Here is a 24,817-nt window from a genome sequence, read left to right as displayed (position 1 = left end):
GGTCGGCCAGTTCGGTCGTGGGTCCGGTCATGTGCTGACCCCCACGCGCTCGCGGTCGCCGCTGCCGTCCTGGGAGGCGCCCTCACCGTCCTCTGGGCTGACGTAGGTGACGACCAGCCCGTCGTCGTCGGCGTCGATGCAGATCGTCGCACCGTCGTTGAGGTCGCCGGCGATCAACCGGCGCGCGATCCGCGTCTCGACCTCCCGCTGCACGAAGCGGCGCAGCGGCCGGGCGCCGTAGACGGGGTCGTAGCCCTCGCGGGCGATGAATCTCAGCGCCGCCTCGTTCAGCTGCACGGTCATCCGCCGCTGTGCCAGGCGGCGTCCGACGTCCTCGACCTGCAGCTCGACGATCTGCTCGATCTCCTCCAGCGTCAGCGGCTTGAACAGCACGATCTCGTCGACGCGGTTGAGGAACTCGGGGCGGAAGTGGCCGCGCAGGTCGCCCATCACCTGCCCGCGCGCCGCGTCGGAGATCGCGCCGTCTGGCGTGATGCCGTCCAGCAGGAACTGCGAGCCGATGTTCGAGGTCATGATGACGACGGTGTTGCGGAAGTCGACGGTGCGGCCCTGGGCGTCGGTGATGCGGCCGTCGTCGAGCACCTGCAGGAGCGTGTTGAAGACGTCGGGGTGGGCCTTCTCGATCTCGTCGAACAGCACGACCGAGTACGGCTTGCGCCGCACGGCCTCGGTCAGCTGGCCGCCCTCGTCGTAGCCGACGTAGCCGGGCGGTGCTCCGACCAGGCGGCTGACGGTGTGGCGCTCCTGGTACTCGGACATGTCGAGCCGGACCATGTTGTCCTCGGAGTCGAACAGCGCCTGCGCCAGCGCGCGCGACAGCTCCGTCTTGCCGACGCCGGTCGGCCCGAGGAAGATGAACGACCCGATCGGCCGGCGCGGGTCCTTGACGCCGGCCCGGGCGCGGATGACGGCGTCTGCGACGAGCTGGACCGCCTCGTCTTGGCCGATCACGCGCTCGTGGAGGATCTCGTCGAGCCGCAGCAGCTTCTCGCGCTCTCCCTCCATCAGCCGCGCGACCGGGATGCCGGTCCAGCGCGCGACGACCTCGCCGATCTCGTCGTCGGTCACCTCCTCGCGCAGCAGCCGAGCGCCGTGCTGCTTGGTGCTCAGCCGCTCCTCTTCGGCGCGCAGCCGCTGCTCCAACTGCGGCAGCTTGCCGTGGCGCAGCTCGGCGGCGCGGTTGAGGTCGTAGCCGCGCTCGGCCTCCTCGGCCTCGCGCCGCACCTCCTCCAGCTCTCTGCGCAGCTGCTGCAGGCGGTGGATCGCCTGGCGCTCGGCCTCCCATTGGGCCGTCATCGCGTCGGCCTGCGCGCGCAGGTCGGCCAGCTCCTTGCGCAGCGTCTGCAGCCGGTCTCTCGAGGCCCGGTCGTCTTCCTTCTGGAGCGCCGCATCCTCGATCTCCAGCCGCGTCACGCGGCGGGTGATCTCGTCCAGCTCCTGCGGCAGCGAGTCGATCTCCGTGCGCACGACGGCGCACGCCTCGTCGACGAGGTCGATCGCCTTGTCGGGCAGGAAGCGATCGGTGATGTAGCGCTGCGACAGCGTCGCGGCGGCGACCAGCGCGGCGTCCTGGATGCGGACGCCGTGGTGGACCTCGAACCGCTCGCGCAGGCCGCGCAGAATCGAGATCGTGTCCTCGACGCTCGGCTCGTCGATGACGACCGGCTGGAAGCGCCGCTCCAGCGCCGCGTCTCTCTCGATGTGTCTGCGGTACTCGTCGAGCGTGGTCGCGCCGATGCAGTGCAGCTCGCCGCGCGCGAGCATCGGCTTGAGCATGTTGCCGGCATCCATCGCGCCCTCGGAGCCGCCTCCGGCGCCGACGACGGTGTGCAGCTCGTCGATGAAGAGCAGGATCCTGCCCTCCGCGGCCTTGACCTCGGTCAGCACCGCCTTCAGCCGCTCCTCGAACTCCCCGCGGTACTTCGCGCCGGCGACCAGCGAGCCCATGTCGAGCGCGAAGACGGTCTTGTCCTTGAGCCCCTCGGGCACGTCCTGGCGCACGATCCGCTGCGCCAGCCCCTCGACGATCGCCGTCTTGCCGACGCCGGGATCGCCGACGAGCACCGGGTTGGACTTCGTCTTGCGCGAGAGGATCTGGATCACCCGGCGGATCTCGCCGTCGCGTCCGATCACCGGGTCGAGTCTGCCGGCTCTGGCCTCCTCGACGAGATCGCGGCCGTACTTCTCCAGCGCCTCGTAGGCGCCCTCCGGCATCGCGCTGGTGACACGCTGCGCGCCGCGCACCTCGGTCAGGATCTCCAGCAGGCGGTCGGCGGTCAGACCCGACTCGTTCAGCAGCCGGCCGGCGGCGGTGTCCCCGCCCGCTCTCAGGAACGCGACCAGCACGTGCTCGACGGAGACGTAGTCGTCCTTGAGCCGCTGCGCCTCCTGCTCGGCGACGTCGAGCAGCTCGCTCAGCCGTCGGGAGACGTAGACCTGGCCGGGCGCGGCCCCCGGTCCGCTCACGCGCGGGCGCCGTCTCAACTCGGCTTCCAGCTGCTGCGTCAGCCTGCCGGCGTCGACGTCGGCGCGCAGCAGCAGCCGCGGCACGAGGCCGTCGGGCTGCGCGACCAGCGCGAGCAGCATGTGCTCGGGCGCGACCTCGGTGTGACCGAAGCGGAGCGCTCTGGTCTGCGCGTCGTGCAGCGCCTCCTGGGTCTTCTGCGTGAGTCTCTCGGGATCCATGCGTCATCTCCCGCGTTCGGTCGGATGTTCGTAGCGAGCCAGGCGCGCCTGCAGCGTGTCGATGCGGTCGAGCAGATCGAGCGCCAGCAGCGCGCCGGCCCAGTTGAGGCCGAGGTCCCGCCGCAGGCGCAGCAGCAGGGTCAGGCGCGACGCCGCCTCAGCGGAGAACCGCGGCGCAGTGCGCGTCCCGGCGATCGGCTCGAGCGCGCCCAGCGCGACGAGCCGTCTCACCAGCTCTGGATGGAGCCCCGCGCGACGCGCGACCGCCTCGAGCGGCAGCTGCTCGACAGAGGGCGAGACGACGAGCGCGGCGATCCGCGTGCGGGTCGGCGCCGACATCTACAGGCCCGCACGCGGGTCGAAGTCGGATGACGCCTGCGCGAGCCGCTCGAACAGCTCTCTCTGCTCACGCGTGAGGCGTCTCGGAACGTGGATCTGCACGACGGCGTAGAGGTCGCCGGGACGACCGCCCGGGTCGGGCAGCCCCTCTCCTCTCAGCCGCAGGCGCCGACCGCTGGAGCTGCCGGCGGGAATTCCCAGCCGCGCGCTGCCGCGCAGCGTCGGGACGCGCACGCTCGCGCCAAGCGCCGCCTCCCAGGGTGCCACCGGCAGGTCGAGGTAGACGTCGCGGCCATCGAGGCGAAACCGTCTGTGGGGGCGGATGCGGACGCGCAGGAAGAGATCGCCGCGCGGTCCGCCGCCGATCCCCTCCGCGCCCTCGCCGGCGAGCCGGATCCGCTGCCCGTCGCGGACACCGGGCGGGATCTCGACCTCGTAGTCGCGGCCGTCGGCGAGCGAGATCGACCGTCTGCCGCCGGTCGCCGCCTCCTCCAACGGCAGCTCCAGCACTGCCTCGACGTCGTCGCCGCGGCTCGTGAAGCTCTCGAAGCGGCTGCGGCCACCGGCGCCGCGGCCGCCCGCGCCCGTGCCCGTGCCGCCGTGCGCCGTCCCTCGTCCGAACAGCTGGTCGAAGAAGTCGCTCATCCCCGGGCCGCCGCCGAAGCCGCCGCCCGCGCCGTCGCCGAAGTCGACCCGCACGTCCTCCCAGCCGCCGCTCGGCCCGCCCGCTCCGCCGCCCCGGTAGCCGCCGCCGAAGCCGCCGAACCCCTCGGCGTCGGAGACGTCCTGCCCCGCTCTCCAATTCGCGCCGAGGCGGTCGTACCGTCTCCGCTTGTCGGGATCGCGCAACACCTCGTACGCCTCGCTGATCTCGGCGAACCGCTGCCCGGCATCCGGCTCTCTGCTGACGTCCGGGTGGTTCTCGCGCGCCAGTCTGCGGTAGGCGCGGCGGATCTCCTCCTCAGACGCGTCGCGGGAGACGCCGAGCGTGTCGTAGTAGTCACGGAAGCCGACCGACATCTACTCCGCTCCGGACTGCCCGACGCCGGCTGGGTGGCGCGCGACGAGCACCTGCGCGGGACGCAGCACGCGGTCGCCGAGCGCCCACCCCGATCGCGCCACTTCGGCGATGGCGCGGTCGGGCAGCTCGTCGGTCTCGCGCACGCCGATCGCATCGTGGCGCTCGGGGTCGAACGGCTCGCCCACGGCGCCGACCCGTCTGAGGCCATGCCGCTGCAGCAGCGTCTCGATCTGCTGCAGGACCGGCCGCAGGCCTTCGTCCTCGGTGCTGTCGCCCGGTCTCATCCGCAGTGCCCGCTCGACGCTGTCGACGACCTCGAGCCAGTCGGTCAGCAGCCGCTCGCGCGCCTCGCCGCTTCGCCGCTCGACCTCGGCGGCGCTGCGCTTGCGGTAGTTGTCGAGGTCGGCGAGCGCCCGTCGCCAGCGGTCGTCGAGCTGCGCGACCTCGCCGCGCAGCCGCTCCACCGCCTCGTCGCCGGGCGGTGTCGGCTCTGGCGGCTGCGGGGCGGGGTCGTCGCCTCGTGGCGACGCGCCCTGCCCCTGCTGCTCACTCTCGTGTGAACTCGGCATCGACGACGTCCTCCTCGTCGGCGCTCGACTGCTCCTCGCCGGAGCCGTTGCCGGCGGCTCCTGCGGCCGCGCTCGCCGCCGCCGGCAGTGCGTTGACGAGCTGCTGCAGGTCGGAGGTCAACGGGCGGACGCGGTCGAGCCCGGCCTCGTCCTCGATCGCTCTGCGCGCGTCGATCACGGCCTGCTCGGCGCGCGCTCTCTCGTGCATCGGCAGCCGGTCGCCCAACTCGTTCACGAGCGACTCGACGCGATAGGCGAGCGCGTCGAGCTCGTTGCGCGCGTCGATCTCCTCGCGCCGCCGTCTGTCCTCAGCCGCGTGCGCCTCGGCGTCTCTGACCATCTGCTCGATCTCGGACGGGTCGAGGTTGGTCGACTCCTGGATCGTCACCCGCTGCTCGGCGCCCGTGTCTCTGTCGCGCGCGGAGACGTTGAGGATCCCGTTGGCGTCGATGTCGAAGGTGACCTCGACCTGCGGCACGCCGCGCGGCGCTGGTCTGATCCCCTCCAGCCGGAAGCGGGCGAGCTGACGGTTGTCGCGCGCCAGCTCGCGCTCTCCCTGCAGCACGACGACGTCGACCGCCGTCTGGTTGTCCTCCGCCGTCGAGAAGGTCTCTCTGCGGCGCGCAGGGATCGTCGTGTTGCGCTCGATCACTCTCGTCATCACGCCGCCGAGCGTCTCCAGCCCGAGCGACAGGGGCGTCACGTCGAGCAGGACGACGTCCTCGACCTCGCCCTTCAACACGCCGGCCTGCAGCGCGGCGCCGATCGCGACGACCTCGTCGGGGTTGACGGTCATGTTCGGATCCTTGCCGCCGGTCAGGCTCCGAACGAGGTTCTGGACCGCCGGGATGCGCGTGGAGCCGCCGACGAGGATCACCTCGTCGATGTCGTCGGCGTTCAGTCTCGCGTCGGCCAGCGCTCTCTCGACCGGGCCGCGCGTGCGCTCTGTCAAGTCTCTGACGAGCTGTTCGAACTTCGCCCGCGTCAGCTGCGTGTCGAGGTGCTTGGGGCCGTTGGCGTCGGCGGTGATGAACGGCAGGTTGATGGTCGTCGTCGTCGCGGAGGAGAGCTCGACCTTCGCTCTCTCGGCCGCCTCGTAGAGCCGCTGCAGCGCCTGCGGGTCGCTGCGCAGGTCGACCCCCTGCTGGTTTCTGAACTCGTCCGCGAGGAAGTCGACGATCCGCTTGTCGAAGTCGTCGCCGCCGAGGTGACCGTCGCCGCTGGTGGAGCGAACCTCGATCACGCCGTCGCCGACGTCGAGCAGCGACACGTCGAAGGTGCCGCCGCCGAGGTCGAACACGAGGACGGTCTCCGAGCCTCTCTTGTCGAGCCCGTAGGCGAGCGCGGCCGCGGTCGGCTCGTTGATGATCCGCAAGACCTCCAGCCCTGCGATTCTGCCGGCGTCCTTGGTCGCCTGGCGCTGCGTGTCGTTGAAGTACGCGGGGACCGTGATGACGGCCTCGGTCACTCTCTCGCCGAGAAATCTGGCGGCGTCCTGCGCGAGCTTGCGCAGTATCTGGGCCGAGATCTCCTCCGGCGCGTGCTGTCTGCCGCGGACCTCGAAGCGGACCGCGTCGTCCGGCCCTCTCACGACCTTGTAGGAGACGATCTTCGCCTCCTCGTCGACCTCGCCCCAGCGCCGTCCGATGAACCGCTTGGCCGAGTAGATCGTGGCCTCGGGATTGAGGATCGCCTGTCGTCTGGCGACCTGCCCGACGAGCCGTTGCCCGTCGTCGGTGAACGCGACCACCGAGGGCGTCGTGCGCGCGCCCTCCGCGTTCGGGATCACCTCGGCATGTCCGCCCTCCAAGGTCGCGGCGACGACGGAGTTCGTCGTGCCGAGGTCGATGCCTACCGCCTTCGCCATGCTGGGCTCCTCATAGAGGTCGTCGCTCGTCCCCGTAGGCCGCGACGATGCGGCCGTCAACGTTATGGAGACATCCTCATCTGCGAGCTGTTTAGGACGCAGCGCGGTGGGCACCACCGTTGTACGTCGGATGGCGAGGAGAAGGGCGTCCCGTCGCCTCGACGGTCGCCGCACTCACTGCCCTTCCCTGCCCGCGAAGGAGCACCGCATGGCTCCACCTGTCGGCTGCGACGAACGCCGTCGCCGCGTCCTGCGCCGTCGGCACGGCGAACGCGCGCTGGTGCTCGCCGCGCAGGGCGGAGAGACCGGCGCGCGCGACGAGCTGGTCGACGTCTTCATGCCGCTGATCGGCAGCGTCGCGCGGCTCTACCGCGGTGTGACGTCCGTCCACCGCGCGGAGCTGATGCAGGCGGGCGTCGTCGGCTTGCTGACCGCGCTGGGGCGGTTCGACCCCTCGCGCCGCACGCCCTTCTGGGTGTACTCCTCATGGTGGGTGCGCCAGGCGATGCAGCAGGTCGTCGCCGAACTGGCGCGACCGGTCGTGATGTCCGACCGCGGCCTGCGGGAGCTGGCGCGGATGCGCGCCGCCCGCCGCGACTTCATGCGGCTCCACGACGCAGGTCCGAGCAGCGTCCGTCTCGCTGCCGCGACCGGGCTGACGCGCGAGCGGATCGAGGCGCTGATCGCCGTCGAGCTGGTCCCGGAGGCGCTGGAGGGCGAACCGGCGTGGGGCGACGAGGACGGCCCGGCACGCCCGAGCGGCCACGCGCTCGAGGATCCAGCCGCAGCGGAGGCGTTCGACCGCGTGCTGGACCGCGTCGAATGCGACCGGCTTCTGAAGCTGATGGGGAGACTGCGCCAGCGAGAGCGCGTGATCCTGCGCGCCCGCTTCGGCCTCGACGGGCAGGAGCGGACGCTGCGCGAGATCGCCCGCATGGTCGGTCTCAGCGCTGAGCGCGTCAGGCAGCTGGAGCACGTGGCGCTCGACGAGCTGCGCGCGGCCGCGACGGCTTGACGACCCGCGAGCGACGACCTACGAGTCAGATCACCGACCATTCGAAGGGATCAGCCATGTCGACACAGCCGATCGTCGCGTGCGACAACTGCGGCAGACGCAACCGCCTGCCGGTGGTCGCCGAGGGCGTCCCGCGATGCGCCGTCTGCCACCACCCGCTGCCGTGGATCGTCGACGCCGACGACGCGACCTTCGACGGTGCGATCGCCGCGTCGGTGCCGGTGCTCGTCGACTTCTGGGCCGACTGGTGCGGGCCGTGCCGGATGGTCTCCCCGTTGGTGGAGAGAATCGGCCACGACTACGCCGGCCGCCTGAAGGTCGTCAAGCTCGACACGGAGGCGGCGCCGCAGATCGCGGCCCGCTTCCAGATCCGCAGCATCCCGCTGCTGGTGCTGTTCCGCGACGGCGACGAGGTCGCGCGGCTGGTCGGCGCCCGTCCCGACGCGCAGCTGCGCGCCTGGGTCGACGGGCAGCTGGCAGCCTCGGCGGCTGCGACCGGATCGGGTTGATCGCCGGCGACAAAGGCGCGGCGTCGTGGCACGGCGGGCCTCGACGCCTATGACGTCACGCCGACAGGCGCCGGCCGCTCGGGCGCCTGCACGAGCCGGTCGACGACCTCGTCGCGGGCGAGGTGCTCGTGGACGAGCCAGACCGCCATCGAGCCCTCGCCGACGGCGGTCGCGACGCGGCGGATCGCACCGCTGCGCACGTCGCCGACCGCGAAGACCCCGGGCAGGCTGGTCTCCAACGTCAGGTCCGCCCCGGTCGCCGCGCCCGTCACCACGAAACCCTTCTCGTCGAGCGCGAGCGTACGGCCGAGCCACTGCGTGCGCGGCTCGGCGCCGATGAAGACGAACAACGCCCGCGCCGGGATCCGATCGTGCGCGCCGGTGCGGTCGTCCACGAGCTCCAGCTCCTCCAGCCACGCGTCGCCGAACAGCCCTCTGACTTCGGTGTTGGTGCGCAGCTCGACGTTGCCGGTGCGCTGCAGCCGGTCGACGAGGTAGCGCGACATCCCCTGTCCCAGCGACGGCTCGCGCACCAGCAGGTGAACGCGCTCGGCGCGGCGGGAGAGGAACAGCGCCGCCTGTCCGGCGGAGTTGCCGCCGCCGACGACCGCGACGGGGTCGCCGCCGCACAGCTGCGCCTCGACCTCGGTCGCGGCGTAGTGGACGCTCGTCCCCTCGAACTCCTCCAGCCGCTCCAGCGGCAGCTTGCGGTAGTGGACGCCGCTGGCGACGACGACAGCGCGGGCGTGCAGCTCCTCGCCGTCCGCGAGCGTGAGCACGTGGTGACCGTCGCGCTCCTCCAGCGCGACCGCGCGTGCCGGCACGGTGATGCGCGCCCCGAACTTGCGCGCCTGCAGCGTCGCGCGCTCGGCCAGCTCGGCGCCGGTCACGCCGGCGGGGAAGCCGAGATAGTTCTCGATCCGCGAAGAGGTCGACGCCTGCCCGCCGGTGGCGACGCAGTCGAGCGTGATCGTGTCGAGCCCCTCGGAGGCGCCGTACACCGCGGCGGCCAGTCCGGCCGGCCCCGCGCCGACGACGGCCAGGTCGCACAGCTCGCCTGGGACGACCGGCGCGCGCAGCCCGATCGCCTCCGCCAGCTCCTCGTTGCTGGGATTGCGCAGCACGCGTTCGCCGTGCCAGATCACGACCGGCGTCTCCTCCGGGCCGATCCCCATCTCGCGCAGCAGTCTCTCCGCCGCCGCGTCCCGCTCGAGGTCGATCCAGCTGTGCGGCAACCGGTTGCGGGCCGCGAACTGGCGCAGGCGACGCGTGTCGGGCGAGTAGCGCGAGCCGACGATGCGCAAGCCGGCGCCGAGGCCGACGAGCAGCGAGCGACGCAGCAGGAAGGCGCGCAAGATCAGATCGCCGATCGCGACGTCCTGCGTGACGAGCTCGCGCACCTGCTCGACCGGGACTCGCAGCACCTCGGCGGGGACGCGAACGACCGCGGACAGAAACGCTGTCTCGCCGGTCACGACGCTCAGCTCGCCGAGGAAGCGGCCGGCACCATGGACGCCCACCGTCCGCTCGCCCGGCGATCCGAGGCCCTCGACCGCGGCGATCGCCCCGTCGAGCACGACGAAGAAGTCGACGTCGCGGTCACCCTCGCGATAGAGCACCTCACCCGCGTCGGTGCGACGGCGCGCCGCGCCGGGGACGCCTGCGAACAGCTCAATCTGCTCTGCGCCCAGGCGCGGGTAGGCGCCGTGCGGATCGGGCGTCTCGCGCAGCTCATCGGCGACGGAGCGGTTCATCACTCCTGCTTCCTAGGCCGGACGGCCGCGCGTCGCAAATGGGCGCTCGCGGCGCGCGTTCGATCGGTCAGCGCGACGCATCTGCACCGGGGCGCCGCCTGGCGCGGCCCCGAAACGCCGAAAGCCCCGCTCGCGCGGGGCTTTCGTTTCAAGCGGACGACGGGCCTCGAACCCGCGACCTTCGGCTTGGGAAGCCGACGCTCTACCAACTGAGCTACATCCGCGTACGGGCGATTCTACCCAGGAGCGCGGGGGTGTGGCGGCGTGGGGTCGTAGGCTTGCCAGATGCGCCGTCGCGTGATCCTCGCCCTGCTCGCGCTGCTCGCCGTCGGCGGGGCGGTTCGGCTCGGCGCACGGCGACGGACGGCGCGGCGGCTCGCGGCCTCCGGACAAGCGGCAGCGAGCGCCGGCGCGCCGTCTGTCGTGCTGCCTACACCGCGAAGACAGCTGTCAGCGCCCGCCGGAGTGCCGATCGAAGCGCCGCAACCGGCTGCCGCGTCCCAGCTGACGGACGATGCCAAGATCGCCGATGTCAGCGGCGATCACGACATCTCACCTGACCCTCAGGTCGAACGTGAGAGTGCGGTGGTTATGGAGCGGCGCGGCCGCTTCCTCTCGATTCCATGGTCGCCACACCCCGATCCGCCGCCGGCCGGCACGACCGAGCTGCGCCTCCACTGCACGCTGACCGCCGAGGGGATGGAGCTGGCGCGCGTCGACGTGCGCGAGACGGCATCGCAGGTCTTCGTCACCGTGCTCGCGCGCTGGGCGCCGGCCGCCGCGCCCGGCGGCGCCGCCTCCGAGGTCGCAGCCGCGCCGGCAAGCCGCAAGCGAGAGGCGACCGCGACGCTGCGGGAGCCGCTCGGCGAGCGCACGCTGGTGCACGCCCCGCACGACGCCCCGCCGCCGCAGGCACCGCCTCATGAAGCCGTCCCGCACGACGACCCGCCGCGCTGAGCCCCAAGACCTCTACCCTTCAATCAACGTCATGCGCCGTCTCGTCGTCCCCGGCCTCGTCGCCGTCCTCGCCATCGGTCTCGTCGCACTGCTGATCTTCGGCGTGCTGCAGACGACCGACGACTCCTCGATCGACCAGGCGCTCGCACGCGGGGAGACGCCCGCCGCGACCAGCATCGAGCTGGCCAGACTCGACGGCGACGGCTCGGCCGCGCTCGCCGACTACAGAGGCAGAGTCGTGCTCGTCAACTTCTTCGCCTCCTGGTGCCCGCCGTGCGAGCGCGAGGCGCCGCTGCTCAACAGAGTCCAGAGAACACTCGAAGCCCAGGGCGGCACGGTGATCGGCGTCGCCGTCGACGACACGACCGCGGACACGCGCAAGTTCATCGCCGAGCACGGCGCGAGATTCCCCGTCTGGCGCGACGTCGACAGAAGAATGTCGAAGGCGTTCGAGCTGAAGGGCCTGCCGGAGTCGTTCGTCATCGACGAGCAGGGCAACATCACCGCGCTCGAACGCCAGGAGATCACGCAGGACTGGGTCGACGAGAGCCTCAGACCGCTGCTCGACGGGCAGCAATGAGACGGCTGCTCGCACTCGCGGCGCTGCTGCTGACGCTGGCCGGCACGACGGCGCTGACCACCGCCTCCCCCGCGTTCGCGCAGGAGACCGAGCAGGCACCCAAGACCTCGCTCTACGAGATCGAGAGACAGGTCATGTGCGTGACCTGCAGAACGTCGCTGTCGGTCGCCGGCGGTCCGCAGGCCGACAGACAGCGCGACCTGATCAAGAGCCTGATCGCCGAGGGCAAGGACAGCGAGCAGATCAAGGACGCGCTCGTGCTCGAATACGGGCAGGCGGTGCTCGCCCTGCCCGAGGACGACGGCTTCAACATCGCCGTCTACCTCGTGCCGGTGCTCGTCGTGCTCGCCGCCCTCGTGCTCGCCGCGCTCTTCCTGCCGCGCTGGCGCCGCCACGCGCGCGCCGTCGCGGGCGCGCAGCAGGGCCCGCTCGAACCCGAGCTGAACGCCGCCGACGCCCGCCGCCTCGACGACGACCTCAAGCGCTACGACTGAGGCCCGGCCGCGCGGAAGCCCGCCCGCCGGCAGCCCCTACGCGCTCGACTCGGCCGCGGCGGCGTCGCCGCCGAGTCTCGCCATCGAGTCGGGCGCGCTGACGCCCAGCAGCGCCAGCGTCCGCGCGATCGTCCGCCGCGTCGCGACCAGCAGCGCGATCCGGAACGCCTCGACGCCCTCGCCCTCGGCGCCGAGCACGCGGCAGTCGCGGTAGAAGGCGGTGAAGTCCTGCGCCAGCTCCAGCGCGTACGCCGTCAGCCGGTGCGGGGCCCGCTTCTCGGCCGCCTCGGCGATCTCGTCCGGGAAGGCGAGCAGCTTCTTCAGCAGCGTCCGCTCGGCCGGGTCCAGCGGCTCCGTGCGCCCGGCGACCGCGGCGCCCGCAGCGCCGTTCGCGCCGCCGTCGCCGCCCGCGACCCCGCCGACCGCCGCTGCGACCGCCGTCTCCCCCGCTCTCTCCAGCATCGAGGCGATCCGCGCGTGCGCGTACTGGACGTAGTACACGGGGTTCTCGCTCGACTGCTTGCGCGCGAGGTCGAGGTCGAGGTCGAGCGACGTGTCGTGCGTCCGCTGCAGCATGAAGTAGCGGGTCGCGTCGACGCCCAGCTCGTCGAGCAGCTCGTCGAGCGTCGTGAAGACGCCACGGCGCTTGGACATCTTCTCGCGCTCGCCGCCCTCGACGAAGTGCACGAGCCGCATGATCAGGATCTCCAGCTTCTCCGGATCGCCGCCGAGCTCCTCCATCGCCGCCTTCAGGCGGGCGACGTAGCCGTGGTGGTCGGCGCCGAAGACGTTCAGCTGGCGCTCGAAGCCGCGCTCGCGCTTGCTCTCCATGTAGGCGACGTCGGAGGCGAAGTAGGTCGGCTCGCCGTTGGAGCGTTCGAGCACGCGGTCCTTGTCGTCACCGAAGCTCGTCGTGCGCAGCCACAGCGCGCCCTCGTGGCGGTAGGTGTGGCCGAGCTGCTCCAGCCGCGCCTGCGCCTGCTGGACCGGGCTGGGATCGCCGTCGTAGAGCGACTTCTCGCTGAAGAAGCGGTCGTACTCCACGCCGTAGCGCGTCAGCGTCGCCTTGATCCGCTCGTACATCAGCCCGACCGCGATCGTCGCCAGCTCGTCGGGGTCGCCATCGGCTGCGCCGGGGATCTCGGCCGCCAGCTCGATCACGTAGTCGCCCTCGTAGCCGCCCTCCGGCACGTCCTCGCCGCGCGCCCGCGCGCGCACCGACTCGCCGAGCTTTCTGACCTGCGAGCCGGCGTCGTTGAGGTAGTACTCGCGCGCGATCTCATGCCCGTGGAACTCGAGGATCCGCGCGAGCGCGTCGCCGAAGGCGGCGTGGCGGCCGCTGGCGGCGACGACCGGCCCGGTCGGGTTGGCGCTGACGAACTCGACGAGGATTCTCTCCGGCGCCGTGGCGCCGCCGGCGCCGAAGCGCTCGCCGGCGTCGAGCACGTGCTCCAGCGCGCCGCCGTACCAGCCGTCGGCGAGGAAGAGGTTGAGGAAGCCCGGCCCGGCGACCTCGTAGCGCTCCAGCGCCGCGCCCAGCCGCTGCTGCAGCGCGGCGCCGAGCAGCTCGGCGATCTCGCGCGGCGGCTTGCCGACGCTCGGCGCCAGCAGCATCGCGGCGTTGGTCGAGTAGTCGCCGAAGCCCTCGCGTCTGGGGCGCTCGACGGTCGGTGCTGTGCCGCCGGCCGCGGCACCGTCGCCGCGCAGCGCGGCGGAGGCCTCTTCGACGGCGGCTCTGAGGTGCTGGAGCGGGGTCACGAGTCGGAGGGTATCCCCACGCCGGCCGCGCCGCGTCCACGCGCCCGCGCGCGAGTAGGGATCCGAGCCCGTCGCCGGTGTCATAACAATGACTTCACCAGCCGGCCCCAAACCGTCACAGCGTTCTCACAAGGGAATCACTAATGAGCGGTTTTGCGCCAGGAAAGTCAGCGTTTCCCATCGATCCATCGAGGAGACGCAGATGCATCGCCCCCTCCCGCCGCGTCGCGGCCGGGTGCAGTTCCGCCTGTCCAGATCGCTCGCCGCGCTCAGCGCGGCCGGTCTGCTGGCGGCGCTCGCCGCCGCGCCGGCCGGTGCCTCGACCGCCTGGTTGACCGGCGGCCCGAGCAGCGCGCTGGTGATCCCGACCGACCTCGCGACGAGCACGGTCGGCACCGCGATCTCGACCGGCAACGCCGCCGCCAGAGCGCTCGTCCCCTCCCCCGACGGCAGCAAGCTCTACGTCGTCACCGACCAGCTCTCGCGCACGCCGTACGTCTCGATCATCGACACGGCGACGAAGACCGCCTCGACGCAGTTCACCGATCCGACCCTGACGGCGGCGGCGCGCAGAATCACCGGCGCGCAGATCACGCCCGACGGCAGAACGCTGCTGATCGCGGCCGGCCAGAACCTGCTGCCGGTCGACGTCAGCGGCGCGACGCCGGTCTTCGGCACGCCGATCGCCGTCGGCGAAGCCGTCGCCGGCGCGATCGCGGTCTCCAACGACAGCAGAACGGCGTGGATCATCTCCGGCGGCTCGCTGCGCACGGTCGACCTCGCGGCCGGCACCGTCGGCGTCGCGCTCACCTTCCCCGGCCGCCCGGCGCAGTTCGCGATGAGCCCCGACGGCGCGACGCTCTGGGTCCAGCAGGGTCAGGCGGCGCAGGTGAACGACCTGGTCGGGATCGTCCCCGTCGACACCGCGACCGGCGTCGCCGGCGCGCCGATCTCGATCGGCGAGGTGCAGTATTACGTGGCGCCGCTGAACCTCGTGGCCTCCAGAGACGGCAGAACGCTGCACGCGCTTCAGGGCGGCGGCACCAACCGGATCATCACCGTCGACATCGCGACGAGAGCGTTCAGATACTCCGAGCTGGGCAGCCTGAGCAACGTTCGCGGCCTCGCGCTCGCGCCGCGCGGCAGCATCGCCGCCGTCGGCGGCTTCGGCACCAGCACGCTCGTGACCGTCGACCTGCCGACCGGCGCGCTGCTGCCGGCGATCGACGTCAAGGGCAGCCTCAGCGGCACGATCAACCCGCAGCTCGTCGCCGTCACCGGCACAGCCGATCCCGCCGGCGCCGCGACGCCGACGATCACGCTCGACAAGCCGAGCCAGTCGAGCGTCATCGGCGACCCGACCAACCCCACAGTCAACGTCACCGTCCGCCAGGCGGACCAGTACGGCGACCCGGCCACGCCCGGCGAGATCGCGGTCACCGCCAGCTCGAACGCGCCCGGCGTGATCCCCAGCTCGGGCATCAGAGTCACGGGCGGCGGCGCGACCCGCACCGTCTCGTTCGAGCCCGTCGGCAGAGGTCTCGCCACGATCACGCTGACCGCGACCGGCCTCGACGGCAAGACGAGAACGGTCGACCTCAGCTACGCAGCGTCCAACGCGACGACGCCGACGAGCCGCGTGCTGATGGGCGGCGGCGACGCCTCGACCGCGATCGGCGTCGGCAGAGACCACATCGTCGTCGCCGACGACGAGCAGGACATCGTCCGCCTCTACGACAGCTCCGTCTCCGGCGAGGCGGTCAGAGAGTTCAACATCGGTCCGTCGGCCGACGGCGGCGGCGAGATCGACTTCGAGTCCTCGGCGCGCGCCGGCAGCGCGATCTACTGGCTCGGCTCGCACGGCAACCGCAAGGCCGGCCAGATCGAGACGTCGCGCTACACGCTGATCGAGACGAGGGTCACGGGCAGCGGCAAGAACGCGAACGTCACCCGCGTCGGCCAGGCGTACGGCGGCCTGCGCGCCGACCTCGTCGCCTGGGACGTCGCCAACGACAACCGGCTCGGCTTCCTCAACGGCACGGCGAGCGGCGTGCTGCCGGACGCTCCCAACGGCTTCAACCTCGAGGGCGCCGAGTTCGCGCCGGACTCGACCAGCACGCTCTACCTCGGCTTCCGCTCACCGCTGATCACGACGCCCGCGGGCACGCGCGCGGTGATCGTGCCGCTGCTGAACGCCGACCTGCTGACCAAGGGCGACGGCACGAGAGCGGTCTTCGACGAGCCGATCCTGCTCGACCTCGACGGCATGACGATCCGCGAGCTGCGCAAGAACGCGGCCGGCCAGTACCTGATCCTCGGCGGCAAGAAGACCAGCAGCGTCGAGCAGGCGCTCTTCAGCTGGACCGGCCGCCGCGAGGACAGACCGGTCAAGCTGACGACCGCGCTGCCCCCGAGCGCCGAGCCGTTCTCGGACGGCCAGGGCTCGTGGGAGGGGATCGGCGAGGTGCCGGCGACGCTGACCCCGGGCGCCGAGCTGAAGCTGATCATGGACCAGGGCTACGACCGCCTCTACGGCGGCGGCGACAACAAGGACAACGGCGACCCGCGCCACAAGAAGGCGCGGCTCGACAGCTTCACGCTGAGCGGCCGCGTCGGCGCCGAGGCGAACGCCACCGCCCCGACCTTCCCGGCGCAGGCGGCCGGCACGATCGGCGCGGCGCAGACGGTCACCGTCACCAACGGCGGCGCGCAGCTGCTGAAGCTCGGCGAGGTCAACGTCGACGCCGGCGACGAGGGCTCGCTCGGCGAGTTCATCGTCGCCGACGACCGCTGCCGCGGCCGCGTGCTCGGCCCCGACGGCACCTGCAAGCTGCTCGTCCGCTACGCGCCATCGCGTGCGAGCGTCACCTCGACCGCGACGCTGCGGCTCGAGGGCAACGTCGCCGGCGGCGCCGCGACGATCGCGCTGAGCGCCACCAGCACGGAGCTGCCTGCCGGCCCGAGAGGTGAGCAGGGCGAGAGAGGTGCTGACGGCGAGAGAGGCGCGGACGGCGGCCAGGGGCCGACCGGCCCGACGGGTGACGACGGCGCCAAGGGCGACAGAGGCGACACCGGCGCCAAGGGCGACACCGGCGCCAAGGGCGACACCGGCGCGAACGGTGCCAAGGGCGACGCCGGCGCGGCCGGCGCCAGAGGCGACAACGGCGCCAATGGCAGAGACGGCACCAACGGCAGAGACGGCGCCGCCGGAGGGAAGGGCGACAAGGGCGAGAAGGGCGACCGCGGCGAGCAGGGCGCGGCCGGCAGAGACGGCGCGATCGAGCTGCTCTCAGGGCAGTCGAGAACGGCTGTCCGGCGCGGTCGCAGCGCGCGGATCTCCTTCACCGTCCGCAACGCCTCCACCGCGACGCTCGCGCGCGCGACCGCATCGCTGCGGACGCCGAGAGCGCTGCGGGCCGGCACCGCTCCCGCGCTGCGCGTGAGCGGTCTGCGTGCGGGCAGAAGCCGCACGCTGAGCATCCAGCTGAAGGTCGGCGCCAACGCCGCCGTCGGCAGCCACCGCGTGCAGATCCGCCTGACGATCGGAGGCCGCCAGGTGACGCGCACGGTCCTCGTGCGCGTCCACCGCTGACAGCACCACAGATACCTGTGCATTGCTAGCCCCTGGCCGCGCGCTCGACTAGCGTCGGGCGTGCGCCAGGGGACCGGCGCGCCTCCATACACCTCACACCGAAAGGGGATTCGGTGCCATGAGCAGGTTCAGGCAGCGACGGATCGCGACAGCACTCGCCGCCCTTGCGGCGCTGCTGTTCAGCGCGACGGCCTCCGCCCGCGACACGACGCCGCAGTCCGGCGTCGACGTCACCGACGGCACGGTCTACGCGATCGAGCAGGTCGGCGGCAACACCGTGCTCGGGGGCGACTTCGACTATGTCGGCGCCGCGACGGGCGCCGGCGTGCCCTTCACGAGAGCGGGCGTGCCGCTCAGATCGGGCTACGCGCAGGTGACCGGCTGGATCGAGGTGGCGGTCGACGACGGCGCCGGCGGCGTCTTCGTCGGCGGCAGACTCGACAGCGTCGGCGGCGTCAACACGAGAGGGCGCTACCTCGTTCACATCAGAGCGGACGGCTCCTTCGACAGCAGCTGGAACCCGGCGCCCAACGGCTTCCTCACGAGACTCGTGCGGGACGGGTCGACGCTCTACGCCGCCGGCTACTTCACCACCGTCGGCGGGCAGCCGCGCAGAGGGCTGGCCGCGATCGACGTGGCGACCGGAGCCGCGACGAGCTGGGATCCCGCGCCCTCCAGCAGATTTGCCGGATCGCTCGTCGACGCGCTGCAGCTCGAGGGCTCGACGCTCTACGTCGGCGGCAGCTTCACGACCATCGCCGGTCAGCCGCGGCCGGGCATCGCCGCGGTCGACACGTCGACCGGGGCGCTCACCGCCTGGTCGCCGGTCGACCTCAGCGGCGAGGTCAGCTCGATCGCCACGGCTGCCGGCCGGGTCTACCTCGCCGGCAGCCTCAGACCGGGTCCGTTCAGCCTCACCACCGACGCGCTCGCGTACGACGCGACGACCGGGGAGCGGTACCTCGGCTGGTGGCCGAACGTCAACCACTCGATCAGCCTGCTGCAGGCGCGCGGCACGACGATCTACGCCTCCGGCGACTTCACGACCGTCGACGGACAGCCGCGCAGAGGGCTGGCCGCGCTGGACGCCGACGACGGGACGCTGCGCAGCTGGGACCCGAACCCGAACGGCCGCATCTCGACGCTCGCACTGGCCGACGACAACCTCGTCGTCGGCGGCAGCTTCACCGAGATCGCCGGCCAGGCGCGGCTGCGCGTCGCCGCCTTCGACGGCGCCGACGCCCTCTTGCCGTGGAACGTCGCCGCCAGCGGCGATGTCCGGGCCGTCGCCGCGACGGGCAGACACATCTACCTCGGCGGCGACTTCCACAGCGTCGGCGGCACGATCCGCCACAACCTCGCGGCGCTCGACGCCGCCGGCAGACTGCTGCCGTGGGCGCCTGACCCCGACAACACCGTCCAGGCGCTCGAACGCGACGGATCGCGGCTCGCCGCCGGCGGGTTCTTCACGACCGTCGCCGGCCAGCCGCGCAGAGGGCTGGCCGCCTTCGACACGAGCAGCGGCTCGCTGCTGAGCTGGGCGCCGTCGGTCGACGGCTACGTCTACTCGCTGCTGGCGCATGACGGCCGGCTCTACACGGGCGGCTGGTTCAGAGCGATCGACGGACAGCCGCGCAGCGGTCTGGCCACCTTCGACCTCGCCGACGGCAGACTGACCCCGTGGTCGGTCGACGTCAGCTTCGGCCGCGGTGGCGGCGCGCCGATCACGGGCGTGAGAGCACTCGCAGTGCTCGACGGCGCGCTCTACCTCGGCGGCCTGTTCGAAGAGGTCGACGGCGTCAGACGGTGGAGCCTCGCGGCCGTCGACGTCGACGACGGATCGCTGCTGCCGTGGGACCCGGAGGCGATCGGCGACGGCAGACCGATCCCGCAGGGCCGCATCTACACGCTGCAGGCCGGCGGCGGGTCAGTCTACGTCGGTGGCCGCTTCACGACGGGCGCCGGCGACCAGGCCAACGCGGCCGCGCTCGACGCCGTCACCGGAGCGAGATCGGGGACGCTCCCGAGCTCTGCCTTCTCGACCAACGTGATGCTGCTCGACGGCTCGACGCTCTACCTCGCGACCGAGTCGCTGCGGGCGATCGACCTGACAACCGGCCTCACGACATGGGACGTCTCCCCCTACAGCGAGGTGCACGCGCTGAGCCTCGCGGGGACGCGCCTCGACGTCGGCGGCAGCTTCGCCTCGATCGGCCTCTCGCCGACCTCCGGCTACGCCCGCTTCCCCGACTGACGCGACAGAGAGGATCATTGACATGAGCAAGACCACACGAGGGTGGCTGGTCGGCGCCGCGGCGACGCTGTTGCTGCTCGCGCCCGGCGCCACCGGCGCGGCGGCGCGCAGCCTCACCGCCGACACCGGCGCCGACGTGACCAACGGCCGCGTCCGCGCGATCGCGCAGGTCGACGGCAAGACCGTGCTCGGCGGCGACTTCGACTACGTCGGCCCGCAGACCGGCGCCGGCGTCCCGTTCACCAGAGGCGGCGCGATCGCCGCCAGATACCCGCAGGTCGTCGGCGAGGTCTACGAGGCGGTCGCCGACGGCAGCGGCGGCGTCTTCGTCGCCGGCGAGATCACGCACGTCGGCGGGCTCGCCCGTCAGGGGGTCGCGCACATCAGATCGGACGGCACCGTCGACGCGGGCTGGGATGCGAACCTCGAAGACTCGTCCGTCCATGACCTGGCCGTCGTCGGATCCCGTCTCTACATCGAGGCCTCCAGCTCCGGCTTCCGCGCGCTCAGAGCGACCGACGGTGGCGACACCGGCTGGGATCCGGGCATCGGCGAGTTCGACGGCGTCGACGAGCTCGAGAGCGACGGATCGACGCTCTACGTCGCCGGCAGCTTCGACGACGTCGACGGGACTCCCCGCGACGGCCTCGCCGCGTACGACGGCAGCGGAACGCTGACCGCCTGGGATCCCGGCGTGGACGGCCGCGTCGGCAAGCTCGCGGCCGCCAACGGCGTCGTCTATGCGGCGGGCAGCTTCACCGCGGTCGGCGGAGCCACGCGCGGCGGTCTCGCCGCGCTCGATCCGCTCACCGGCGACGCGACCGCGTGGGATCCGCCGAGCGTGACCTACGACGTCATGGCGATCGCGGCGACCAGCTCGACCGTCTACGTCGGCGGGACGTTCTGGGAGGTCGGCGGTCAGACCCGGCACGGCCTCGCGGCGATCGACGCGAGCAGCGGGACGCTGAGCAGCTGGGCGCCGGACGCCGGGCAGAAGGTTCACTCGCTCGCGATCTCCGGCACCAACCTCGTCGTCGGCGGCGGCTTCACCGCGATCGACGGCAGCGAGCGCTACCGCCTCGCGGCGTTCGACACGACGACCGAGAGACTGCTGCCGTGGCACGTGCGCACCGCGGGACAGGTCAGCGCGATCGTCCCGACCGGCGACCACGTCTACGTCGGCGGGCAGTTCGCCAGCGTCGGCGGCGTCAAGCGCGACAACGTCGCGGCGCTCGACGGCGACGGGAAGGTGCTGCCGTGGTCCCCGAACCCCAACGGCATGGTGCGGGCGCTCGCGGTCGACGGCACGACCGTCGTCGCCGGCGGCGAGTTCACCGAGTTCGGCGGCCAGCCGCGCAGCCGTCTCGCCGCGATAGACGGCACGAACGGCTCGCTGCTGTCGTGGGATCCCGAGGTCACCGGCGGCGCGGTCCGCGCGCTGACGATCGGCGACGGGCGCCTCTACGCCGGCGGCACCTTCACCGCCGTCGACGGCGACAGACGGACCTGGCTCGCCGCCTTCGAGACGAGCGACGGCAGCCTCACGCCGTTCGCGGCGGACATCACCTGGTCAGGACCCCACACCTCGCCGATCCCCGTGCCGACGCCGATATACGAGGATCCGCTGATCCCGGGCGTCTACGCGCTCGACGAGGACGGCGGGACGGTCTACGCCGGCGGACTCTTCGACGGCGTCGGTGGGCAGACGCGCACGCGCCTGGCCGCCTTCGACAGCGACGACGCGACGCTGCTGTCGTTCAGCCCGACGGTGACCGGCAGACCGATACCGAGAGGTCCGTTCGGGCCGGCGCCGAGACCGGGCCGCGTCAACTCGATCGTCGCGAACGGGGCGACTGTCTACGTCGGCGGGCAGTTCATCAGCGCCGGCGGCTCCGGCTACGGCCTCGCCGCGCTCGACGCGACCAGCGGCGCTGCCGACACCGGTTTCGCCGCCGGGTCGAGCATCGACGACATCAGCGAGGCGCTGGTGCTCGACGGAACGACGCTGTACAGCACGTTCAACGGTGTGCGCGCGATAGACACCACGACCGGCGCCTACGACGCGTGGACGCCGGCGGTCTGGAGCTACCACGCCGGTGCGATGGCGCTCAGCCTCGCCGGCGACCGGCTCGACGTCGGCGGCGAGCTGCGGAACGCCGGCGCGGTGCCGGCCTCCGGCTACGCCCGCTTCGACGGCTGACCGACGGGACGTGCCCGGCGGCGGTCGCGCTTCGGCGCGACCGCCGCCGCGGTCCCGCCGCGGCGCTGCTCAGTAGTGGTACGGCTCGTTCGCGAGGATCTTGTGGCCGCGGTAGATCTGCTCCAGCAGCACGACGCGCGCGAGCTGGTGCGGCAGCGTCAGCCTGCCGAGCGACAGTCTGTGATCGGCCTCGATCTGAAGGCCGTACGGGCCGCCGACGACGAAGCAGACGTCGCGCCCGCCTTGGCGCCGATCCTCCAGGAAACGGCTGAACTCGACCGAGTCGTACGACTGGCCGCCGATGTCGAGCAGCGAGACGTACGCGCGCTCGGGAATGCGTCTGGAGACCTGCTCGTCCTCACGCACCTCCACGAGCTCCACGCGGGCATGGCGCGCGAGCAGCTTCTGGTAGTGCTGGACGTCGTCTGCAAAGGGGGGCCGCAGCTTGCCGACGGCCAGGACGATGATGCGCACGACTGCGATACTAGGCCCCATGGACGACGACCGAGAGCGCCACATCAACATCCACTTCTCGCCAGACATCATGGCGGGGGTGTATTCGAACTTCGCAAACGTGAGCCACTCGGAGTATGAGTTCACCGTCACGTTCGCTCGTGTCGACCATGAGGTCGACGACGACGAGATCCCGGGCGTGGTCGTCTCTCGCGTCAATCTGTCGCCGCGCTTCATGCGTGAGCTGATCGACGCGATGGAGGACAACTACTCGAAGTGGCAGACGAGCGAGGGCATCAAGAACCTGCCCGAGTTCGGTGGTCCCGAAGACCCGCGCGGCGAGCAGTAGCCCGCCAGCTCACGCCCGCCTCCTTGTAGAGGTGGCACCAACGCGCCAGACCGGCGCGCTGCGTAAGACTCCGCGTCCATGCGCGTCGCCGTCGTCTCCGACATCCACGGCAATCGTCAGGCCCTCGAAGCCGTGCTCGACGCCGTCGAGGCGGTCACGGCCGACGAGCTGTGGTGCCTCGGCGACCTCGTCGGCTACGGCGCCGATCCCGACGCCTGCGTCGCGCTGATCCGCCGCTACGCGACCGTCTCGCTCGCCGGCAACCACGACCTCGCCGTGCGCGGCGACATCCCGCTCGACGAGTTCTCGGCCGGCGCGGCGCTGGCCGCCCGCTGGACCCAGGAGACGATCGCCGCCGACGCGCTCGACTACCTGCGCGGCCTCGAGTCGCAGAAGCTCGACGAGGCCGTCGGGCTCTACCACGCCAGCCCGCGCGACCCGGTCTGGGAATACGTCCTCTCGCCGCTCCAAGCGGAGCTCTGCTTCGACGTTCTGCGCCACAGAGTCGCGTGCATCGGCCATTCGCACGTGGCGCTCTCCTATACGCGCGGCGCCGGCAGAGCGGCGACCGGCGAGAAGCGCCTCGACGGCGACCTGCTCGACCTCGCCGACGGCGAGTGGCTGCTGAACCCCGGCAGCGTCGGCCAGCCGCGCGACGGCGACCCGCGCGCCGGTTGGCTGCTGCTCGACACCGACGCCTGGACGGCGGCCTTCCACCGCACCGAATACGACGTCGCCGCGGCGGCCGCCGCGATCCGCCGGGAGCGCCTGCCGGACTCGCTGGCCGACCGTCTCGCGCACGGCCAGTAGGATGGTGGGTCGATGCGCTTTGCCGTCAGCCGTGCTTCCAAAGCCATCTTGATCGGCGTGCTGGGCTGCGCCGCCGCCATCTTCGTCGCGTGCGGGGACAGCAACGGTCTCCTTCCCGGCGATCAGGCGAACAAGCTCAGCACCGCCCTCGATGGCGTCTCCGCTGCCTGCCAGGGCGGCGATGTGACCCGTGCCCAGGCGGCCGCGGCGAGATTCGGCGACGAGGTCGCCGGTCTCAGCGCCGCGAGCGTCGACAGAAGACTGATCCGCGGGCTGCGCCAGGGTGCCTCGACGCTGGAGGAGCTGGTCGTCGAGTGCGATCAGGAGACGATTCCGACGACCGTCGTCACGACGCCCGAGACGACGCCGACGACGCCGGCCACCACCACCCCGGCCGAGACGACGCCGGTCGAGCCGCCGGTGACGACGCCGACGACCCCGCCGGAGACGACGCCGACGACGCCGCCCGACACCGGCGGCGGCACCACGACCCCGCCGGACACCGGCGGCGGTACGACGCCGCCCGACACCGGCGGCGAAACGCCGCCCGACACGGGCGACACGGGCGACCCGAGCCAGCCCGACGTCAATCAGGGCAACCCCGGCGGCGCGCTCGCGCCCGGACAGGGAGGGACGCCGTGAGCCAGGCGATCGCAGGGCGCTACGAGCTGGAGCGGCGGCTGGGGATCGGCGGCATGTCGACCGTCCAGCTCGCCTTCGACCGCCGGCTGGAGCGCTACGTCGCCGTCAAGCTGCTCGCCGAGCACCTCGCCGACGATCCGTCGTTCGTCTCGCGCTTCCGCCGCGAGGCGCTGGCGGCGGCGCGGCTGGTCCACCCCAACGTCGTGCAGGTCTTCGACTTCGGCCTCGACGAGGCCCAGCACCAGCACTTCATCGTGATGGAGTACGTGCAGGGGCAGTCGTGCGCGGAGCTGCTGAGGGAGCGCGGGCACCTCGACGTCGAGGAGGCGGTCGAGATCCTCGTGCAGGCCTGTCGCGGTCTCGACTACGCCCACCGCAACGGCGTCGTGCACCGCGACGTGAAGCCGGGCAACCTGCTGCGCTCGCAGGACGGCGTCGTCAAGCTCGCCGACTTCGGGATCGCGAAGGCGACCGAGCAGTCGAGCATCACGCAGGTCGGCTCGGTGCTCGGCACCGCCGCCTACCTGGCGCCCGAGCAGGCGCGCGGCGAGGAGTCGGGCCCGCGCGCCGACATCTACTCGCTCGGCGTCGTCGCCTACCAGCTGCTGTCGGGCCGCCTGCCGTACGAGGCGACCTCGCTGTCGGAGCTGGCACTCAAGCAGCAGCGCGAGGCGCCGCTGCGGCTCGAGGACCTCAACCCGGACGTGCCGGCGACGCTGTCGCAGGCGGTCGCGATGGCGCTTGCGCTGGAGCCGGACGGTCGCCCCGCCGACGCCGAGGCATTCGGCCGCGCGCTGCGCGCCGGTGCCCGCGGCATCTCGCCGGTGACCGCGACCGACCAGACCGCCCACCTGCCGGCCGGCACCGCCGCGACGCGCGTGCTGCGCGGCGGGGCAGCCGCTGCCGCTGCCGCGGCGGCCGCCTCCGAGCAGCGCGAGCCGACCGGCG

The 24,817-nt window shown here is 72.2% G+C and carries 20 protein-coding genes and 1 tRNA gene; 12 read left to right on the top strand and 9 right to left on the bottom strand.

Annotated features, from left to right (window positions below):
* Positions 1 to 27: 27 nt before the first annotated feature.
* From clpB to dnaK, 5 genes are read right to left on the bottom strand one after another with little or no spacing between them, the layout of a single operon-like run.
* Positions 28 to 2,706, bottom strand: coding sequence for an ATP-dependent chaperone ClpB (gene clpB / locus R7226_RS02210; protein WP_318595394.1), 2,679 nt, complete (start codon positions 2,704 to 2,706; stop codon positions 28 to 30).
* A gap of 3 nt (positions 2,707 to 2,709) precedes the next feature.
* A complete protein-coding gene (locus tag R7226_RS02205) occupies positions 2,710 to 3,045 on the bottom strand; it encodes a chaperone modulator CbpM (protein ID WP_318595393.1) in 336 nt (111 codons plus the stop codon).
* Positions 3,046 to 4,065, bottom strand: coding sequence for a DnaJ C-terminal domain-containing protein (locus R7226_RS02200; RefSeq protein ID WP_318595392.1), 1,020 nt, complete (start codon positions 4,063 to 4,065; stop codon positions 3,046 to 3,048).
* Positions 4,066 to 4,635: a nucleotide exchange factor GrpE gene (locus tag R7226_RS02195; RefSeq protein ID WP_318595391.1), complete on the bottom strand. Its 570-nt coding sequence runs from the start codon at positions 4,633 to 4,635 to the stop codon at positions 4,066 to 4,068.
* Complete coding sequence (gene dnaK, locus R7226_RS02190) at positions 4,613 to 6,502, bottom strand: molecular chaperone DnaK (RefSeq protein WP_318595390.1); 1,890 nt, start codon at positions 6,500 to 6,502, stop codon at positions 4,613 to 4,615. Before dnaK ends, R7226_RS02195 begins: the two co-directional genes overlap by 23 nt.
* A gap of 208 nt (positions 6,503 to 6,710) precedes the next feature.
* Between dnaK and R7226_RS02185 the strand changes: the two genes are divergently transcribed.
* Entirely contained in the window at positions 6,711 to 7,517 is an 807-nt protein-coding gene (locus R7226_RS02185) for a sigma-70 family RNA polymerase sigma factor (RefSeq protein ID WP_318595389.1), read from the top strand.
* Between the two features lie 56 nt (positions 7,518 to 7,573).
* Positions 7,574 to 8,026: a thioredoxin gene (trxA, locus tag R7226_RS02180; RefSeq protein ID WP_318595388.1), complete on the top strand. Its 453-nt coding sequence runs from the start codon at positions 7,574 to 7,576 to the stop codon at positions 8,024 to 8,026.
* Between the two features lie 47 nt (positions 8,027 to 8,073).
* Here trxA and R7226_RS02175 read toward each other — a convergent pair whose 3' ends face one another.
* Together R7226_RS02175 and R7226_RS02170 are read right to left on the bottom strand one after the other, a co-directional pair.
* Positions 8,074 to 9,780 (bottom strand): FAD-dependent oxidoreductase, encoded by a 1,707-nt coding sequence (locus tag R7226_RS02175; RefSeq protein WP_318595387.1) that lies wholly within the window; start codon positions 9,778 to 9,780, stop codon positions 8,074 to 8,076.
* Between the two features lie 151 nt (positions 9,781 to 9,931).
* Positions 9,932 to 10,004: transfer RNA gene (locus tag R7226_RS02170), tRNA-Gly, on the bottom strand.
* A gap of 367 nt (positions 10,005 to 10,371) precedes the next feature.
* Between R7226_RS02170 and R7226_RS02165 the strand changes: the two genes are divergently transcribed.
* The 3 genes from R7226_RS02165 to R7226_RS02155 are packed head-to-tail and all read left to right on the top strand — an operon-like array spanning position 10,372 to position 11,811.
* Positions 10,372 to 10,737 (top strand): hypothetical protein, encoded by a 366-nt coding sequence (locus tag R7226_RS02165; protein ID WP_318595386.1) that lies wholly within the window; start codon positions 10,372 to 10,374, stop codon positions 10,735 to 10,737.
* A 31-nt stretch (positions 10,738 to 10,768) separates the two neighbouring features.
* Complete coding sequence (locus tag R7226_RS02160; protein ID WP_318595385.1) at positions 10,769 to 11,317, top strand: TlpA family protein disulfide reductase; 549 nt, start codon at positions 10,769 to 10,771, stop codon at positions 11,315 to 11,317.
* Entirely contained in the window at positions 11,314 to 11,811 is a 498-nt protein-coding gene (locus R7226_RS02155; protein ID WP_318595384.1) for a cytochrome c-type biogenesis protein CcmH, read from the top strand. Before R7226_RS02160 ends, R7226_RS02155 begins: the two co-directional genes overlap by 4 nt.
* Positions 11,812 to 11,847: 36 nt before the next feature.
* On the opposite strand, the gene argS is transcribed toward R7226_RS02155, so the two are convergent.
* Positions 11,848 to 13,569 carry an arginine--tRNA ligase gene (gene argS / locus R7226_RS02150; protein WP_318595383.1) on the bottom strand — a complete coding sequence of 574 codons (1,722 nt, stop codon included), beginning with the start codon at positions 13,567 to 13,569 and terminating at the stop codon, positions 11,848 to 11,850.
* A gap of 202 nt (positions 13,570 to 13,771) precedes the next feature.
* On the opposite strand from argS, the gene R7226_RS02145 reads away from it, so the two are divergent.
* From R7226_RS02145 to R7226_RS02135, 3 genes are all read left to right on the top strand, one after another.
* On the top strand, positions 13,772 to 17,161 hold the full coding sequence (locus R7226_RS02145; protein WP_318595382.1) for a DUF3616 domain-containing protein: 3,390 nt from the start codon (positions 13,772 to 13,774) through the stop codon (positions 17,159 to 17,161).
* Between the two features lie 118 nt (positions 17,162 to 17,279).
* Complete coding sequence (locus R7226_RS02140; protein ID WP_318595381.1) at positions 17,280 to 19,415, top strand: PQQ-binding-like beta-propeller repeat protein; 2,136 nt, start codon at positions 17,280 to 17,282, stop codon at positions 19,413 to 19,415.
* A 22-nt stretch (positions 19,416 to 19,437) separates the two neighbouring features.
* The gene (locus R7226_RS02135; protein WP_318595380.1) at positions 19,438 to 21,615 is read left to right on the top strand and encodes a PQQ-binding-like beta-propeller repeat protein; all 2,178 of its coding nucleotides are present in this window, start codon (positions 19,438 to 19,440) and stop codon (positions 21,613 to 21,615) included.
* 69 nt (positions 21,616 to 21,684) lie between these two features.
* On the opposite strand, the gene R7226_RS02130 is transcribed toward R7226_RS02135, so the two are convergent.
* Positions 21,685 to 22,089, bottom strand: coding sequence for a 23S rRNA (pseudouridine(1915)-N(3))-methyltransferase RlmH (locus R7226_RS02130; RefSeq protein WP_318595379.1), 405 nt, complete (start codon positions 22,087 to 22,089; stop codon positions 21,685 to 21,687).
* A gap of 19 nt (positions 22,090 to 22,108) precedes the next feature.
* Between R7226_RS02130 and R7226_RS02125 the strand changes: the two genes are divergently transcribed.
* The 4 genes from R7226_RS02125 to R7226_RS02110 all read left to right on the top strand — a co-directional run.
* Complete coding sequence (locus tag R7226_RS02125; RefSeq protein WP_304725624.1) at positions 22,109 to 22,417, top strand: DUF3467 domain-containing protein; 309 nt, start codon at positions 22,109 to 22,111, stop codon at positions 22,415 to 22,417.
* A gap of 78 nt (positions 22,418 to 22,495) precedes the next feature.
* Positions 22,496 to 23,227 (top strand): metallophosphoesterase family protein, encoded by a 732-nt coding sequence (locus R7226_RS02120; protein ID WP_318595378.1) that lies wholly within the window; start codon positions 22,496 to 22,498, stop codon positions 23,225 to 23,227.
* A gap of 48 nt (positions 23,228 to 23,275) precedes the next feature.
* A complete protein-coding gene (locus R7226_RS02115; RefSeq protein WP_318595377.1) occupies positions 23,276 to 23,869 on the top strand; it encodes a hypothetical protein in 594 nt (197 codons plus the stop codon).
* Positions 23,866 to 24,817, top strand: a 952-nt coding sequence (locus tag R7226_RS02110; RefSeq protein ID WP_318595376.1) for a protein kinase domain-containing protein, incomplete at its 3' end; no start/stop codon positions are given. The genes R7226_RS02115 and R7226_RS02110, both read left to right, overlap by 4 nt.

It is taken from the genome of Conexibacter stalactiti (assembly GCF_033542075.1).
In the GTDB taxonomy this organism is placed as follows: domain Bacteria; phylum Actinomycetota; class Thermoleophilia; order Solirubrobacterales; family Solirubrobacteraceae; genus Conexibacter; species Conexibacter stalactiti.
This window is presented reverse-complemented; position numbering and strand designations above follow the sequence as displayed.

Excerpts from the sequence above, each read along its gene's own strand:
- clpB (WP_318595394.1), bottom strand. The coding sequence starts at position 2,706 with ATGGATCCCGAGAGACTCACGCAGAAGACCCAGGAGGCGCTGCACGAC.
- R7226_RS02205 (WP_318595393.1), bottom strand. The coding sequence starts at position 3,045 with ATGTCGGCGCCGACCCGCACGCGGATCGCCGCGCTCGTCGTCTCGCCC.
- R7226_RS02200 (WP_318595392.1), bottom strand. The coding sequence starts at position 4,065 with ATGTCGGTCGGCTTCCGTGACTACTACGACACGCTCGGCGTCTCCCGC.
- R7226_RS02195 (WP_318595391.1), bottom strand. The coding sequence starts at position 4,635 with ATGCCGAGTTCACACGAGAGTGAGCAGCAGGGGCAGGGCGCGTCGCCA.
- dnaK (WP_318595390.1), bottom strand. The coding sequence starts at position 6,502 with ATGGCGAAGGCGGTAGGCATCGACCTCGGCACGACGAACTCCGTCGTC.
- R7226_RS02185 (WP_318595389.1), top strand. The coding sequence starts at position 6,711 with ATGGCTCCACCTGTCGGCTGCGACGAACGCCGTCGCCGCGTCCTGCGC.
- trxA (WP_318595388.1), top strand. The coding sequence starts at position 7,574 with ATGTCGACACAGCCGATCGTCGCGTGCGACAACTGCGGCAGACGCAAC.
- R7226_RS02175 (WP_318595387.1), bottom strand. The coding sequence starts at position 9,780 with ATGAACCGCTCCGTCGCCGATGAGCTGCGCGAGACGCCCGATCCGCAC.
- R7226_RS02165 (WP_318595386.1), top strand. The coding sequence starts at position 10,372 with ATGGAGCGGCGCGGCCGCTTCCTCTCGATTCCATGGTCGCCACACCCC.
- R7226_RS02160 (WP_318595385.1), top strand. The coding sequence starts at position 10,769 with ATGCGCCGTCTCGTCGTCCCCGGCCTCGTCGCCGTCCTCGCCATCGGT.
- R7226_RS02155 (WP_318595384.1), top strand. The coding sequence starts at position 11,314 with ATGAGACGGCTGCTCGCACTCGCGGCGCTGCTGCTGACGCTGGCCGGC.
- R7226_RS02145 (WP_318595382.1), top strand. The coding sequence starts at position 13,772 with ATGCATCGCCCCCTCCCGCCGCGTCGCGGCCGGGTGCAGTTCCGCCTG.
- R7226_RS02140 (WP_318595381.1), top strand. The coding sequence starts at position 17,280 with ATGAGCAGGTTCAGGCAGCGACGGATCGCGACAGCACTCGCCGCCCTT.
- R7226_RS02135 (WP_318595380.1), top strand. The coding sequence starts at position 19,438 with ATGAGCAAGACCACACGAGGGTGGCTGGTCGGCGCCGCGGCGACGCTG.
- R7226_RS02125 (WP_304725624.1), top strand. The coding sequence starts at position 22,109 with ATGGACGACGACCGAGAGCGCCACATCAACATCCACTTCTCGCCAGAC.
- R7226_RS02120 (WP_318595378.1), top strand. The coding sequence starts at position 22,496 with ATGCGCGTCGCCGTCGTCTCCGACATCCACGGCAATCGTCAGGCCCTC.